Source organism: Planococcus sp. S3-L1, assembly GCF_030063085.1.
In the GTDB taxonomy this organism is placed as follows: domain Bacteria; phylum Bacillota; class Bacilli; order Bacillales_A; family Planococcaceae; genus Planococcus; species Planococcus kocurii.
The window spans coordinates 33,644-49,366 of the sequence record NZ_JASISN010000015.1; the positions used below are offsets into that span (position 1 = coordinate 33,644).

The 15,723-nt window shown below is 38.2% G+C and carries 17 protein-coding genes and 1 other annotated feature; of the genes, 10 read left to right on the top strand and 7 right to left on the bottom strand.

Annotation, left to right across the window (positions count from 1 at the left end; translation table 11 throughout):
* Positions 1-3: 3 nt before the first annotated feature.
* From QMF37_RS13320 to QMF37_RS13345, 6 genes are all read left to right on the top strand, one after another.
* Positions 4-357, top strand: coding sequence for a hypothetical protein (locus QMF37_RS13320; RefSeq protein ID WP_049694964.1), 354 nt, complete (start codon positions 4-6; stop codon positions 355-357).
* 835 nt (positions 358-1,192) lie between these two features.
* Entirely contained in the window at positions 1,193-1,474 is a 282-nt protein-coding gene (locus QMF37_RS13325) for a hypothetical protein (RefSeq protein WP_283478519.1), read from the top strand.
* A gap of 212 nt (positions 1,475-1,686) precedes the next feature.
* Positions 1,687-3,036: a transposase gene (locus tag QMF37_RS13330; protein ID WP_283478520.1), complete on the top strand. Its 1,350-nt coding sequence runs from the start codon at positions 1,687-1,689 to the stop codon at positions 3,034-3,036.
* Positions 3,037-3,168: 132 nt separating this feature from the next.
* The gene (locus QMF37_RS13335) at positions 3,169-3,498 is read left to right on the top strand and encodes a hypothetical protein (RefSeq protein ID WP_283478521.1); all 330 of its coding nucleotides are present in this window, start codon (positions 3,169-3,171) and stop codon (positions 3,496-3,498) included.
* A 398-nt stretch (positions 3,499-3,896) separates the two neighbouring features.
* On the top strand, positions 3,897-4,265 hold the full coding sequence (locus tag QMF37_RS13340) for a hypothetical protein (protein ID WP_283478522.1): 369 nt from the start codon (positions 3,897-3,899) through the stop codon (positions 4,263-4,265).
* Positions 4,266-4,337: 72 nt separating this feature from the next.
* The gene (locus QMF37_RS13345) at positions 4,338-4,901 is read left to right on the top strand and encodes a hypothetical protein (protein WP_283478523.1); all 564 of its coding nucleotides are present in this window, start codon (positions 4,338-4,340) and stop codon (positions 4,899-4,901) included.
* Positions 4,902-4,994: 93 nt separating this feature from the next.
* Here the strand turns inward: QMF37_RS13345 and QMF37_RS13350 are convergent, their stop codons facing one another.
* Positions 4,995-5,600: a VanZ family protein gene (locus QMF37_RS13350; protein ID WP_283478524.1), complete on the bottom strand. Its 606-nt coding sequence runs from the start codon at positions 5,598-5,600 to the stop codon at positions 4,995-4,997.
* 455 nt (positions 5,601-6,055) lie between these two features.
* Positions 6,056-6,796 (bottom strand): alpha/beta fold hydrolase, encoded by a 741-nt coding sequence (locus tag QMF37_RS13355; RefSeq protein ID WP_283478525.1) that lies wholly within the window; start codon positions 6,794-6,796, stop codon positions 6,056-6,058.
* 496 nt (positions 6,797-7,292) lie between these two features.
* On the opposite strand from QMF37_RS13355, the gene QMF37_RS13360 reads away from it, so the two are divergent.
* Positions 7,293-8,540, top strand: a complete 1,248-nt coding sequence (locus tag QMF37_RS13360) for an MFS transporter (RefSeq protein ID WP_283478526.1) — start codon at positions 7,293-7,295, stop codon at positions 8,538-8,540.
* Positions 8,541-8,581: 41 nt separating this feature from the next.
* Positions 8,582-8,968, top strand: coding sequence for a DnaJ family domain-containing protein (locus QMF37_RS13365; RefSeq protein WP_038704963.1), 387 nt, complete (start codon positions 8,582-8,584; stop codon positions 8,966-8,968).
* 184 nt (positions 8,969-9,152) lie between these two features.
* On the opposite strand, the gene QMF37_RS13370 is transcribed toward QMF37_RS13365, so the two are convergent.
* A complete protein-coding gene (locus QMF37_RS13370; protein ID WP_283478528.1) occupies positions 9,153-9,518 on the bottom strand; it encodes a hypothetical protein in 366 nt (121 codons plus the stop codon).
* Positions 9,519-9,736: 218 nt separating this feature from the next.
* Positions 9,737-9,934: a binding site (T-box leader), on the top strand.
* A gap of 58 nt (positions 9,935-9,992) precedes the next feature.
* Here QMF37_RS13370 and QMF37_RS13375 point away from each other — a divergent pair.
* Entirely contained in the window at positions 9,993-10,532 is a 540-nt protein-coding gene (locus tag QMF37_RS13375) for a GNAT family N-acetyltransferase (RefSeq protein ID WP_283478530.1), read from the top strand.
* A 394-nt stretch (positions 10,533-10,926) separates the two neighbouring features.
* Positions 10,927-11,445, top strand: coding sequence for a GNAT family N-acetyltransferase (locus QMF37_RS13380; RefSeq protein ID WP_283478531.1), 519 nt, complete (start codon positions 10,927-10,929; stop codon positions 11,443-11,445).
* Positions 11,446-11,670: 225 nt separating this feature from the next.
* Here QMF37_RS13380 and QMF37_RS13385 read toward each other — a convergent pair whose 3' ends face one another.
* From QMF37_RS13385 to QMF37_RS13400, 4 genes are read right to left on the bottom strand one after another with little or no spacing between them, the layout of a single operon-like run.
* Positions 11,671-12,489, bottom strand: coding sequence for an ABC transporter ATP-binding protein (locus QMF37_RS13385; protein ID WP_283478563.1), 819 nt, complete (start codon positions 12,487-12,489; stop codon positions 11,671-11,673).
* Positions 12,489-13,520 carry a FecCD family ABC transporter permease gene (locus tag QMF37_RS13390; RefSeq protein WP_283478532.1) on the bottom strand — a complete coding sequence of 344 codons (1,032 nt, stop codon included), beginning with the start codon at positions 13,518-13,520 and terminating at the stop codon, positions 12,489-12,491. Before QMF37_RS13390 ends, QMF37_RS13385 begins: the two co-directional genes overlap by 1 nt.
* Positions 13,517-14,557 carry a FecCD family ABC transporter permease gene (locus QMF37_RS13395; RefSeq protein WP_283478533.1) on the bottom strand — a complete coding sequence of 347 codons (1,041 nt, stop codon included), beginning with the start codon at positions 14,555-14,557 and terminating at the stop codon, positions 13,517-13,519. The genes QMF37_RS13390 and QMF37_RS13395 overlap by 4 nt, the downstream gene beginning before the upstream one ends.
* Positions 14,550-15,602 carry an iron-siderophore ABC transporter substrate-binding protein gene (locus QMF37_RS13400; protein ID WP_283478534.1) on the bottom strand — a complete coding sequence of 351 codons (1,053 nt, stop codon included), beginning with the start codon at positions 15,600-15,602 and terminating at the stop codon, positions 14,550-14,552. The genes QMF37_RS13395 and QMF37_RS13400 overlap by 8 nt, the downstream gene beginning before the upstream one ends.
* Between the last annotated feature and the right edge of the window lie 121 nt (positions 15,603-15,723).

A 15,723-nucleotide genomic window follows, 5' to 3' on the forward strand; every position in this document is an offset into this window, starting at 1 on the left:
AAAATGGTGCTAGAAAAATCATTAGAACGAAATCACTCTCTTAAAATCATGGCATCAAGAGCACATCAGGGACATGACATAAATGATGTGGGCGCTTTGGTATTAAAGAAAGAAGATGTGTTAAATTTCGGAGAGTCAGTAAAGGGAGACGACGTTAGTTACTCATTAGAAAATCAATTCAAGATGACCTTTCAAAAAATCATTAATGAAAACAAATTTGATGCAAGAAAACTCGAATTTATTTACAGCGGTTCGAAAGTAGTGTGTGCGTATAGTGACTTGAACACTTTTCCCATACCTAAATTGCCTGCGCTGTATCAACCGTGCCTAGCACGAATGGTACAGCGCACAAAGTAGCTCCAAAAGCATTTCTAGTAAATTCTACACAGTTAAGTGCTATCGAACCAAAGATTCTGTTAAACAAAAAGCAAGAAAAGAGACTAATTTTGAAAGGTGGTTTGTTGGAAAAATAGGCGGTGAACTATTCCAGATGAGTTGGTCTATACCTGAGGGAAGCTTATTCAGAAATAGGTGAACCTTACCTCTTGCTCAGTCCGTTAGTAAATAAATAGAAAGATACAAATTGTTCATAAAATAAAATTATACGAACGAAAGCGTAAAATGTTGTGTGTAAATGAATAAATAGAAAAAGATTGAAGGACGCCGGTTGAAAAATATAATGTTCTTGAGAAAACGAATAATTGAGCAGCCGTACTGTTTATTAGTGCAAGAACCATTTGCAGTATTAACTTTGATATTCGTGAAGTTATTGAAGATACACTAAAAGGTTTTTGTTATTTGTTGATTTAGCATGAGGTTGCGGAACGTGGTATAGTGCTAAAATTTTTCAAAATCACTCAACTACAGAATAGTGAGAAGTTCGATAGACGAATGACTTAAATCAAAGGTAGCAGCCTGTCTAGATACCATTTTTTCCAGTCCGTAAATGGGGTATATATCAAAAGAACGTTCGTAAAGTGTTGACACGTTTATGAACGCCTTTTCCAGTCTTTTTAGCTGTTTTTAAACCGTTCGTAAACGTGCACTTTTACGAACGCTTTGAACCAGAAGAATCTACGAATTATAAATGACAGTAGATTAACTATGCTTCGTTAAAATAGAACCTATATTTCAGATACGAATTTTGAATTTATTGATATACTAAAATCTAGAAGAGGAGGAGGTAATTAGGATGAAAATCTTTTCGAAAGCTTTATTAGGAGCAACTGCTATCCACGGCATTTATTTCATGACTACTTTTGCAGTAAGATATGTAAAAACGCTGAATTATAAACCAGATTGGGAAGCTGCTTGGGCAAACGTAGAAAATCTGCAAAGCGAAGTTGCTTTCGGTTATGCACCTTCTTTTTATCTGTACGGAGGTTCGTTTTTAGTAACAGTATTAGCATGTGGAATTATTTTAAGAAGTCATGAAAAATTCTCCTCGAATTCTTCTGAAACAGGGGGATCATAAACCGTTGATTATTAGCGATTCTGAATGTAACTTAAGTGCAGAAAAGTTACATTCAAACTAGCAGAAATCAATTTTTAAATTGAGATGAATCAATTTCATAACTCTGAGCCCTTGCGGCTCTAAGGGTAAAATCCTAAGAAAATAGAGCACCTCCCCAAATCCTGTATAATGAGAGTTACGACACAAACATTAACAGACTGGAGAGTTGCCCTATGCCTATTATACGACAAGAAAGCCTGTTTGACATGCAAGTTTTATATGACTTGGAACCTACCCACCGGTTCAACTCAATTTTATCGGGAATTGATATCTATCCAATTCTTAATGTTGTGACGAAAAAGTCTCGTTTCGGACCACCGCAAACCTTGAATTACGCGGCGATGATCTATTCGCTGATTGTGCGGATCACCGAACGGATTCCCTTCATCAAAGATTTGGTCAAACGCTTGGAAAGTGATTTGCGCTTCAAAGTGGACTGCGGCTTTTTGGTATCGGACGAGATTCCTTCGGAAGCTTCTTATTCACGTATGATTACGTTGGTCAGCGAATCGGATGCCTTGGAAATTGTCCAGGAACGCACTCTTTTGATGGCCATGTCTGAAGGGTTCATCTCAGATGAAATTGTTGCCATAGACGCCACCCATGTCGAGGCACGTGACTGTGCGCCACAAAAGAAAGAAGCGGTCGAAAAAGAACCGAAAAAGCGTGGCCGCAAAAAGAAAGAAGAACGGGAACAATGGCTGGCGGAAAAGGCGGAAGAAGAAGCGAGTCTTCCCTTATATGAAAAAAAAATTGCCGATCAGCTGGATATTCTGCTTTCGGAACTGCGAGCTTCAGTTCCCATACACCCCGAATGGGGAGTGAAAAAGAATAGCGAAGGAAAGAACGTGTTCTGGTTTGGATTCAAAATCCATCTCGCCGTTGGGGCAGAAAGCCAGTACATCCTTCAGTCTCTATTTTCTTCGGGCAATCTGAATGACGGAAAAGCCGCCATCCCGCTGCTTAAAGGAATACAGGAACGGTTGGCTTCGCTCAAAATCGCTTATGCCACGATGGATGCCGGATACGACTACGCTCCGATTTACGAACAAGTTTACCGGATGGGCGCCCAATCAGTCATTGCCTACAATAAAAAGAACGAACCAGAACCGATTGGATTTGATCGTCATTTTGCGCCGACCTGCGTCCGCGAACATAGCTACCGATATGACAGTTTCGATAAAAAGCACGAAACCCTTAAGTATACGAGGCCAAGCGAATGCGCGGACTGTCCGTTAGCCCACGACAGCTTGTGCCAAAAAGTATACAAAAAGAAAATCACGGACGATCTCCGCAAATACACAGCGCCGGCAAGAGGCTCGCTGAAATGGAAACAGCTCTACAAGGCACGAAGTGCCGTTGAAAGGGTCAATGCCTATTTGAAAGGGTATTTCCTCTTAAATCAGATTTATCATCGCACTGGAAAGAAAGCCAAATTGCATGTCGATTTGGTTCAGTTAGCGTATAACGCATCCAAACTCGCCATCGACCGTTTAAAAGTTCTTCAAACAATCGCAGCGTAATTCACCATTTCATTCGTTTTTTTAAGGAATCATCGATTTTCGGCTCTTCTATGATTTTTTAAAAGTGCGCATTATGAAATTGATTCAGATACTAAATTATATAAAAGTTTATTGAAATGAAGGTGAAGACAAATGAATTATGATTTCTACAATAACCCCGATCATTGGATGGATGGATTTTACGAACTATCAATTGAATATCACCCATATGGGGACGATAAAAGGGTAAATGAAGCACTTGTTGCTTTGGAGGAAAGTCTTTACTTCAATGGGTTCTGGGAAGAGAAAAAGGATTTCCAAAAGCATTCAATTTCTCTGCCGATAACGATCGAAGAAGAAAGTGTGAAGTCATTTTACGGCAGCCTATCCCTTCACAATTCCACTAAAGAGGAGCTGCCTTGTCTGATTACGGTCATCAGGGTAAACGGCGAGTCGGACTGGTTAGATATTTCAATTCCATAGGCTGCATTTGAGAAGGTGTTTCCTTACCGCTATCCTCTCACCACCGAGCTGAATCCCTGGTTAGAGAAAATCAATGAAGTGTATGTACGGTTAGCAGAGAGTATCTACTACAAATCCCCTTTCGATTTTGCGATGATCGGCGAGGAAATTTCTGGGGAGACCAATCAAGCAGAAATTACGATAGAGCTTATACAAAACAAGCCCTATATGACCTGTGTCCTTCCCAGTCCATTGCTAGTCCGGCTTAGACTCAATGGAAAAGGAACAGCGCTGTCAAATCGACTCAGGTTATTTTAATTTCTTCAAAACGAATGTAACTTAATTTGAATTAAGTTACATTCAAAACCGAAACTTTACAGCATTTTTAATTTGAAGTTTAGTAGTGGAGGTTATAAAAATTGAAACTAAGTGGTCAAGAACTCGAAGAGAAATTAATGGCTACTCACTATATTGATTCAGAATTAAAGGGTTTAAACTATGATCATACCAAGCATTTAGTGACAATGAAATATATGGGTTTAAGCGATGTTGAGGGCGAAGAAAGAGAGTATACCGTTCTGTTTAAAGAATGTTTTTCAACCATCTTCAATAATTGGCTGGAAGGGGCAAAAGGAGATATTCCACAATCCCCCAATGACTTAGCTTTCTATTTTCATGACATCTCAATTGGAGAAATTTTAGTAGAAAACGTCCATCTTTATCAAGTTAAAATGGTTATCCCTATGATGGATTGTCAGATTACCTGTAAATCAATTGAGATATGTTAGAAGTTGAGAACGAATGTAACTTATTAGCAATTAAGTTACATTCATTTATAAGTTTAAGTAGGAGGGACGCAATTGAAAAAGCAATATTTTGTTCAATATTCAGATACTAGTTTGATAAATGATTTTGTTCTTCCGAAAGGCAGGTTTGAATCAATTGCAGTTGGAATTAGGAACATGGAGACTGATTTTCTTTTTACGATGATCAAAAATATTAGTAGCTTTCCTGTTTTTTTCGTACTGGAATCTGTGGTTTTTGAACATATAGAAACGAATATTTCTGAGAAGAATATCTCTCACTATAAATTTTCTTCGGACGGTTATATCATCAAAATTGATTCGACTGACATATTAGAATGGGTTTGCACTAATACGGTTGAATTAGTTTCGAATGGATTGGAAGTTTTTATTTTCTTTGGAGAAGATATTTTTGAAGTGGATCTAGTCCCAACAAGAAATTGGGAAAGCCCGACTGAATTTAAAAATCTTAATTTTGATAAAGTCGAGACATTCATTGATGTATATGAGGTCGGCCTTACGATATTTACGAAGAATGAAAAATACAACTCACCTAAAAAAGTTACACCATACATATCAGCAGATTACTCGCTTGATTTAGAGAGTAGTGACACTGAATAGTAAAAGATTTTTAGTGTTAGCAGTACTTGTTTTATTCTAGTTTGAATGTAACTTAATACTAAATAAGTTACATTCAAACTCTCGTATAACTGCTTACTTTAAAAGCTTTAGAATAGGCAAAGAAATAACGTATCCAACTAAAAATCCAATGTTGTATAAGAAAATATCCGAGAGATCAAAAAGGCCGAAATTAAATTGGAACTGCAGGTACTCAATTAAGAGAATAAATAGTTCGAAAATGAGAAGTCTGGACCAAAACCCCTTAAAAAGGTTGGCGTAGGCTAACAAGAAATAAAAAGGGACAAAAATTACTAGATTGATGACCATGACGTAAAAAGAAGCCTCGTCGCCCGATATATCTGAAATAAAACCAAGTGGATTTAACCCGATCTCGCCAGTGGCGTACCGGTGCTGTGGGTCAAGGCGCAATAACCCTAAAATTAAGACCAATAAATAAAGACCTAGAAGAACATATCTTTCTTTTTTGCTATCGATTCTAAGTAAAATCAGCAGCAATACGTAGGTAGTAAGAACAATGATCAAAACGGCTAAAATGTTCTTTTCGATATTTTCCATATTGCCGAAAAAACGAGGCAATAAGTTCATAAAAAAGCTTACATACAACCAGCTTCCGATTAACAAACTCACCAAAAATAATAAGGTTTTTACTAACTTCTTAGATTTCAATGTCTTGAACACGATTTCCCTCTCTCTTAGTGTTTTCACACCTCTTTTTTTATCTACTAATAATCTCAGATGATTATACCAATATTTTTCCAGTCAAGTTCCATTTTTTATTAAATGTGAATGTAACATAAGTGTAAGTAAGTTACATTCAACATCACCATTCCATTGACTTCACAAAAAAACAACGAAACTGAAAATATACAAAAAATGATACGTTCAAAAGGGGTTATTCTAAGGCTCTATGACCGTATTTTTGAGTGAGTAAGAGTCTATATATCGGATCTTATCAACAGATAAAAGGCTAAAGTTTGAGCTCCTTATCTTTTAGTTTGATAAAGAATAATTTTACGAATACGTCAAATAATTAAATGAGAGAAAAATCGCAATGCACTTTCCTTCTCAACTCCGGTTTCTTTAATTGGCTTTTATAAAAATTATTCATTTACTGTTGGGACTTACTAAATAACTTATGACTGTTGAAAGGTATCAACCATCTTTTTGATTTGATAGATAACCTCTTTTGGAGAGTCCAAGTGGACAGCATGTCCAGCTTTTTCTAGAATGACGTGTTGACTATTGGTACTTAACTTCGCCAAATCCTGTTGGAACAACATCCAATAAGTCCAAGATTCCGATGTATGGTGCGGTTGGCTTCCACCTGTAACGACAATAAGAGGGATATTTCCAAGTGATTTATATTTCCTGATTTGTTCCAGACTTTCTTCAAATTCACTTAGTGTTCCTTCGACGGTAAATTGACTGAAATACCCTTCCTGCGTTTCGTAAGAGAAGAGTGGGACCATGAGCTTATTCTGATCTTCATGGCAGGAATCTAAGAGAACAAGTCCAGCTATTTCTTCCGGATAAGTAGCTGTATATAAACGAACATTTACGCCACCAAATGAATGACCGACCAAAATATAAGGCGGTTTTATTTCTGCTTCTTTAAGCAACCTACGCAAATTTTCTACGTTTCTCTGACTATGGCGGGGTTCTCCTGTGTATTCACTTTTTCCTAGTCCAGCCCGATCATATATGAACACCCTTGAAAAATAGGCGATTTCGTTTTTTATTATGTCCCAATTTTCTTTCGTCCATCCGTATCCAGAATCGAAAACGATAGTAGGTAATGAGTTAAGTTCATCTGTGTATTCGCAATAAAGTTGTTGATTCCCTATATCAATAGAATATTCTTTAAAATCGTTCATGACGTAAGTTCTCCAATCTAAAGTAATTTTACTCTAACTAAGTAGAGTTCCGTTCCAATTTTCAAAGTCCTATGTGGCTTCGAAAAGGCCAGAAGTCTTCGTAATTAAGACAAGCTCTTATTCTCTTCGCTTTTCACTAAAATATACATAGAGTATTTGTAAAATTATAACACTTTAAATTCTAGCACGAACTTTCATTGAATTTATCTTTTCTTTTCTTTATATTTCCAAGTTAATATATAGCTATTATAGTTGTATTATGACTAGTTTACATATCGCAGCTTATCGGAAGCTACTTATATTGCAAAGGAGAGAAGAGGCTGTAACCAACACATCTTTTCTCCTTTTTGTTCGTGAAAATGTACTTTTACGAATGCGTGGCTACACTTTAAGTATATCTTACAGATGGAAATTAATGTTATTATAAGAATATTAAATACTTTGCTTAAATAACAGTGCTTTTAGAAGACCCAATATATTTTATAGGGGGGCCAAAATGAATAAAAAGTTAAAAGATTGGAAAGATCCAGCCATACTGCTGACTTCACTTGGCATTGCTGGCATCGGTGACTTTATTTACCTGGTCGCCATCAATATCATTGTTTATCAAATGACTGGTTCTGCTGCAGCAGTAGCCGGACTTTGGATCATTGGACCGATTGTCAACATCTTGACGAAGTTTTGGACTGGAAGCTTTATCGATTACCGCAGCAAGAAGAAAGTCATTATCGCAACTTATCTTTTAAGGGCAGGATTTATCGCATTGATTCCCTATGCTCCCAACATCGTTGGCATTTACGTGATTCTCGTTTTCCTGAGTATCGCTAAGTCTTTTTTTGGTCCTTCTTCGACCACCTATACAACCATGCTAGTGCCGAAACTAAAGAGAAAACGTTTCAACTCCATTCGTTCGGTTACTTCTTCTGGTGCATTTATCATCGGTCCCGCCATTGGCGGTACGTTAATTCTGCTTAGCTCGATTCAGGCCACCCTTTGGATCAATGCAATTTTCTTTGTGATTGCAGCACTGCTGCTTTTGGGACTTCCAGAGCAAGAAGAGATTGACCGTGAGACGATTCCTAAGATGACCGTTGCTCAAGTATGGAGTGATTTTACAGTGGTTAAGCAATTCCTTTCTGAAAACAAATACATCGCTATTATTTACTTGAGTTTTATTCTGGTCATGATTTTTTCGTTCGCCATGGATGCCCAGGAAGTCGTGTTTACCCAACGGGTAATCGGTCTTTCCGAAGTAGACTACAGCTTGTTAATCAGTATCACCGGCATTGGTTCAGTTAGTGGCGGCGTTCTGCTTACCATCTTTTCGTCAAAGTTCTCTTTACGGTTTATGATTGTGCTCGGTGTGGTGATGACGGCGGTCGGCTATGTCCTGTATGCTTTTTCTTGGTCATTCCTCACCATTACAGTCGGCTTCTTGATTTTAGGTTTTTTCAATGTCTTCATGAATACTGGCATGGCTACGTTTTACCAAAACAACATTCCGGTTGCGCTGATGGGAAGAGTCACCAGCATTTTTCAATTGGTGCAGAGTGTCGTACAAGTCCTATTCATCTTAGGAATCGGTATCTTGGCAGATGTAATTTCCCTGCGAGTCACTATTGTTGGACTGGCCAGCATTATGCTGCTGGCATCAATCGTCTTTTCCTATTTTGTATTGAAACCACAACAAGCTGCATTTTACCGAGAAGAGGAGGAAGAGGTCGAAAAGGAAGTGTTGGTTTAATGACTCTATAGACTCAATTCTTGTAGAAAGGAAGATGCCAGATGAGCGAATATGATTCGAATCCACGGAATGATTTAATTGGAGACATTTTAAAGGAATATACTAAAACAGGAGGAATGGATGATTTGCCCGGTACTGGAAAGCCTTTGTCAGCGGAATATTTTTCAGGAGATCTTTTTCAGCATTTTCAGCGCGTAGCAAATGAGGCAGGGCATAAACCCCATTGGCTGAAGCTCCAGCATGATATTCGGGATGGGATTCAAGATGCGATTCTTCAACTTAGCAAAGGAAAGAGAAGCGATGTGCAATTAAAGGTTGCGTTGCTCAACGATAAAATTCATGAATTTAACCAAATTTGTCCGATACCTCTTCAAAAAGGATCAGTGAGGATGGAAAATTTAGATGCGGCCATGGAACGTTGGAGATAATGGTTTAATTTCATATACAGGAATTGTGAGAGGATGCAAAAAAAAGAGGGGAAGAGGTGAACTGAACCCCAGGTGATAGACAGTTAAAAAGTGATACATTAGTGGCTCAGTTCAAATTATGAGTTCGTTGTCTTTTTAGTTTGCAAAAGTGTACTTTTATGAATGCTTATATGTCTCTCCAATTTTAATACACCACCGGAACTTTTTTGATAGTGAGCAAATGGCCTTCAGACAAAAATAATTCTTCAGAAGACTTTATTTTATGTAAGAATACTTGTTTTTTCTCTAGGACTTTAAATGGCACTCTATTAGAATTAACCAGCTTGGCAACTTGAAAGCTACATCTTTTGTGATTCTCAGCTTTTTTGTGAATATACTCAAACAGAATATCCACTTCTTCTTTTGTATTAATACCATTATCAATTTCAAGCCGGATAGGAAAGTCGAATCCTTTAATCCGTTCATTAGATCTTTCAAAATATAATTCATGTTCTTTATAGATTTCCGTGGTCAACTCGATATCGGAGGCAATGTAATAAAAATAGGTCATCAATAAATCTCCTTTCAATAATTAGAGATAGTAAGGGAGCATCCTTTTTAGAATGTTAGAACATATATAACATATTAGATCGTATTTTGAATAGACATGAGTTTACATATCATGAGTTATCGGAAGCTATATCAATCAAAGGTACTAACCAATCATGGTAATTATTATTGACTTAATTTTCAATCTCAATTAATCTGAATAAAATGCTACTATCAAGAAATTGGTAATTTTAAGGACCAGTAAATGATGCATACTTTCTCAGAGAGGATATCGAAAGCTGCGAGATATCCAAAGGGTGTTCATTGAACCTGCCTTTCATATACTGTATTGAAAAATACAGCGGCTTATCCCGTTATCGATTCAGAGAGTAAAGCTTTGCTTTAAATAAGGGTGGTACCACCTCAACGGTCCCTTTTTTAAAGCAGAGCTTTTTTGATTTCCAATCCCATTAATTAAATAGATGGAGGGTTAATAATGAAAAAAATTCGATTGGTGAAGCATCAAGAAAAATATTGCGAAGAAATTTTCAGGCTTTCTTCCGCACTTCCAGTGAAAGAAGCTTTGGGTTTACCGGATGGAACGATTGAAGACACAAAACGCTTCGTTCAAAGAATCATGAAAGAAGAGGAGGCAGGAAAAACGGTTCCTCGCGTGATTCTGAATGAAGAAAATATACTGGTTGGCCTCACTGACTTAATGTTCATCAACTACCAAAAGAAATCTTGTCATATAGGTACGTGGATTGGTCATGAATATTGGGGACAAGGATTTAATAAAGCTTCTAAGATCGCTATCTTGCAGATTGCATATGAAGAACTAGGGTTGGATCATGTCTTTGCCGGTGCAAGAGTAGTAAATATCCGTTCACAAAAAGCACAGGAAAAACTGCCGTTTATTCGCTTGCATGTGGAATCTAAATTTAAGGAAGAACATAAGGCATTGGAAAACAAGGAAAAGCAACCTTGTGTTTTAAATGTTTTTAATAAAGAAGATTTTTTAACTTATATAGACTGAAACAAGGGAATCACTCTTTCTCATTAATGTATTTAAAGGAATTAGCTTGTATTTTTAAGTCCTCAAAGTAAGGATGAAAATAATAAAAAAGTTAACATATGACACTTTATCGGCAGCTACTTATAGTGAAAAGGAGAGAAGAGGCTGTACGTAGTGTATCTTTTCTCCTTTTTGTATGCGAAAGTGACCTTTTACGAACGCTTAATATCATAACTCTAACGTCGTAATGACGGTAGTTGGACTAATTATTAAAAGTGTCCTTTTTTTAGCCGATACGCCTTATGATAAACTCATGTTATCAAAAATTTCCAAAAGACTAAGTGAGGGAAATACTTCATTAAATAATTTCAAAAGATTACCTCCTAAACAGCGAGGAATAAAGGGGAAGCTAGATATGATTGAAAATGACGACCTTCTAATTAGACTTATGAACCGAAATGATTTTGAGGTAATGGTTAAATGGCTAAATAATCAGAGAGTACTGGAGTTTTACGAGGAACTACCTTCAAACTTTGATAAGGTGGAGAAGAAATACGGTCCAAGGATTGAAGGAAAGCACTATGTTACTCCTTGTATTGTTGAATACAACAATCAACCTTTAGGCTATATACAATATTATGAAATTCAGGAAGATGGATTGAAAAAATACGATTTTACTTCAAATCAAAATATCTATGGAATAGACCAATTTATTGGAGAAACTACATTATGGGACAAAGGAATAGGTACTTCAATGATCTTAATGATGATAAATCATCTTAGAAGTAAAGGTGCCTCGAAGATAGTTTTAGAGGTGAAAAAAGATAATATTCGTGCAATTAAAAGCTACAAGAAATGTGGTTTTAAGAAGACCAAAGAAATTACCAATGAATTAAACTTGATGGAATACAATATGAACGGTGTATTGCATTGACAAGGGACTATATGAATCTTTCTAGTTTACATATTTCAGATTATCGGAAGTTAGATTTCAAAAAGGCTGAAGCTAACGGGACTACGTCTGCTTCAGCCTTTTTGATCTATTCTTAGTCTTCATATTAAGGTTAATAGAAATGTAGCCATCATGGTTAAGATTAAAGATAGTTGATTCTTTTTTCTTTTGAAATATGTCCCTTTACTTTATGTGCAGGCTACATAATCAAAGGTCGGCGAATTCAGATTTTGTGTGATAACGTCCTTTGGGAACTGCAAAAGGAGAGCCTGAAACTGGATCTTTTATCACCATGCAGTCAAGATCAAAAATATCCTTAACTAAAGGACTAGTAATGACTTCAGAAGGCAGACCCTCTACAATCAATTCTCCTTTTCGTAATCCGAAAATATAGTCAGCATAGCGAGCAGATAAATTGATATCATGAAGAACCATAACAATCGTTGTCCCGTGTTTGCGATTTAGATCCGTTAGTAAATCAAGAATTTCGACTTGGTAGGTGATATCCAGAAAAGTAGTTGGCTCATCTAAAAACAGAATATCTGTTTGCTGAGCAAGTGCCATAGCAATCCAAACACGTTGCCGCTGACCACCAGACAGCTCATCAATATTACGGTTAGCAAGCTCCGTGATATCCATAATCCGCATCGCTTCAGCAACTGCTTCGTAATCTTTTTTGGTCCAGCCACTAAACAGCGATTGGTGAGGAAATCTGCCTCGTCCAACTAAGTCTGCAACCGAAATACCTTCTGGCACGATCGGTGATTGGGGAAGCATCCCCAAAACGCGCGCCAATTGTTTGGGTTGAATTTTACTGATGGGTTTTCCGTCTAGAGTGATTTTTCCAGAAGTGGGCTTGATAAGTTTTGCTAACGTCTTCAAAAGTGTGGATTTACCACAAGCATTTGCTCCAATAATAACACTTATTTTATTGCTGGGGATACTAAGACTGATACCTTGGATAATGGGTTTATTGTCATATCCTGAAACAAGATTTTCAGCTTGAAATACATGTTTTTGTGTCATCATAATTCTCCTCTTTGATTCATACGAATTAGCAGATAAATCAGGTACGGAGCCCCAAGAATTCCGGTAATGATTCCTACGGGGTATCTTGCCACGAAAGCAAATTGTCCGATTAAATCTGCTAATAAAACCAAATTGACTCCAACAAGCCCGGCAGGTAGGGCACTAGAGAAGCCAGTTCCAACAAGTCGTTTGGCAATCGGTCCAGCTAAGAATGAGACAAATGCAATTGGACCAGTTGTAGCAGTTGCTATAGCAATCATACAGACTGAACTGAATATTAACGTGACTCGAGTCTTATCTGTGCTAACACCTAGAGAAGTAGCAGCTTGTTCACCAAGTTCTAAGATACTCAAATGTTTTCCAAGTATTAAAATGATAGGAGCGAATAGAGCAACAGACAAAATCAAAGGCGGTAGTTCGCTCATTTGAGCGCCATTTAAGCTTCCACTAAGCCATCTGAATGCTGCTGGAAGATCTTGTTCAGCACCAATCAATAGCATATAAGATATTAAAGCGTTTAGCATAGCCTGTATACCTATTCCGATAAGAATCAGTCTTCCGATAGAAAAGGATTTTCCTCGGGATAGAAAGTAAATGAGCAAGATGGTTGCGAGACCTGCAATGACAGAAGCAATTGAAACAACTGTTCCACTTGTATGCAAGATGACAATGCAAAAGACAGCAGCAGCGCTCGAACCAGTAGTGATGCCGATGACGTTCGGATTAGCGAGTGGATTACGCAACATCGTTTGGAACGTATGACCAGCAATCCCAAAAGCAAATCCAGCCAACAGACCAGCTAGCATCCTAGGAAGACGAATCGTCGAAATCGCAAAAGATGCACCTTGGATTTGTTCTCCAGAAAGAACTTTAATGACGTCCATTACCGGATAAATCGTATTGCCCATTAATAACATCGCTAGGCAAAGAACAATGGCTAGACCAGTCATAGAAATTGTTACAATCAGCCAACGACGGTATCGTTGGCGTCTGCCTGTGACAATAAATTCAATAGATTGATTGTTCATAGCGATCTCACTTTCGACTTCATCGTCAGTAAAATAAGTATTGGTGCACCGATGAATGCCGTAACGACACCTACTTCAAGCTCTCCAGGGCTGCCAATAAGTCGACCACTAACATCGGAAAGAGTCAAAATAATAGCACCTGCGACAGCAGACATCGGAATGACGAAGCGCAGATCTGGTCCTAAAATTAGCCTCATCACGTGAGTTGAAAGTAATCCGATAAAGCCGATTGGACCAGCTAATGCTGTAGCTGCTCCGCACAAAAGAACGGCACCAAGAGCTGCCGTCATCCTTAAAACACCTGTCCGGACACCAAGGCCACTGGCCACATCATCTCCTAAAGCTAAAGCATTTAATGCGGGTGCAGAAGCAATAGCGATAATTATACCTACAATCAAAAAGGGTGAAAATGTGGAAATGGAGCTCCAGTTTCCTGAGCCGACACTGCCAACTTGCCAAAATCTAAATTGGTCCATGACATTAGACCGTGAAATCATAATAGCCATAACCAATGAAGAAAGAGCCGCACTTGTTGCAGCCCCTGCCAACACGAGTTTGAGTGGTGTAGCGCCACTTCGTCCCATAGAGCCGATTCCGAAAACAAAGAGCGCAGTAAGTGTTGCTCCGATTAAAGCCAGTACGATATATTCATTTGCCGTACTAATATTTAAAAATGCAATCCCACAGACAACGAATAAGGCAGCCCCTGTGTTAACGCCCAATATGCTTGGGTCAGCAATTGGATTTCGTGTAACAGCTTGCATGAGTGCTCCCGAGACGCCAAGAGCTGCACCGCACATCAAGCTAAAAACTGTACGAGAAATTCGCTTGCGGACGATGTTTGCTTCATAGGAATTGATATCTGGATGGAACAAGGCGTCCATCATATGATGGACGCCAACAATTCGTGATCCAAATGCAAGAGAAGCAGCAGCACAAAGAGCAAGTAGGAGTAAAGAAATCAATAGCATTTTCGTGAAATGTTTGGGAACATGGAGACGTGAATCCTTAACGCTTGAAATCGCACTGCTATTCATCTAATTTACTGATGGCTCCATCAATCAATTCGAGATATTCATCTATTGAGTAAGCGATTGAGAGTGGATTTGGATTTCCAGAAGCAGCTAAAGGTGTATTGTCTCCAATGAATACAACAGACCCTCTTTTAATCGCAGGAATTTCTCCAAGTAAAGGATCGGCTTTTACAGCCTCATATAGACTTTCATCACCGTAACCAATTAGAATATCAGCATCGTTTAAGGCATCAGCATTTTCAGTACTTAACGACAAGGAATAACTTGTCGGATCTGTGATTAGTTCTGTAATGCTTCCCGGATACTCCATACCCAGCTCAGCTAGAAAAGCACCACGTGGATCTGCGGGTGTATAAAGGTGCAACTTGGACATATCATTTGCTGAGAAATTGACCCATGCTACTTTCTTACCTTTCATATCGGGATAGTTGCTTGCACTTTCTTCGATTAATTTTTCTGTATCGTTAATCAATTGTTCGCCTTCATCTTTCATGCCCATACCAGTTGAGTTCAACAAAATTTGGTCACGCCACGTAGTCGACCATGGAGCTTCTTCATATGCTACAACTGGTGCGATTTCTGTTAGAATATCGTAATCTTCTTGAGTAATACCGGAATAAGCTGCAAGAATAACATCGGGATCTGAATCAGAAATAGCTTCGAAATCTAAGCCGTCGGTGTCTTGGAATACATTGGGATCATCTTCACCGAGTTCTTCCAATTTTTCAGCGGTCCATGGCAATAGGCCACTGTCGTCCTCGACACCATAGTTTGCTGCAGAAAAGCCAACAGGTACAGTGCCGAGTGCAAGAGCTACGTCGTGATTGGCCCATTGAATTGTAGCTACACGCTCAGGCTTTTCTGTAATTTCTGTTTTACCAAAGGCGTGTTCGATGACCAGCGGATATTCAGAACTCTCATCTGAAGATCCCGTCTTATCTGTTTCAGTTGTTGATGTGGTATCTTGGCTTGAACAGCCTGCTAACGCCATAGCAGCAAGAGCAGAAAGTAGTATGGTTGGCAGTTTCTTTTTGTGGATAATAGTCATGTATTTATCTCCCTTTTCATCATTCAATTTTTTTATTGCTTGAAACTTTAAAGAGATAAATTATTAGCTCTTTTAGTATGTATGTTGATTAGAATTGTCAAATGTAGTTCTGTGAAGGTAG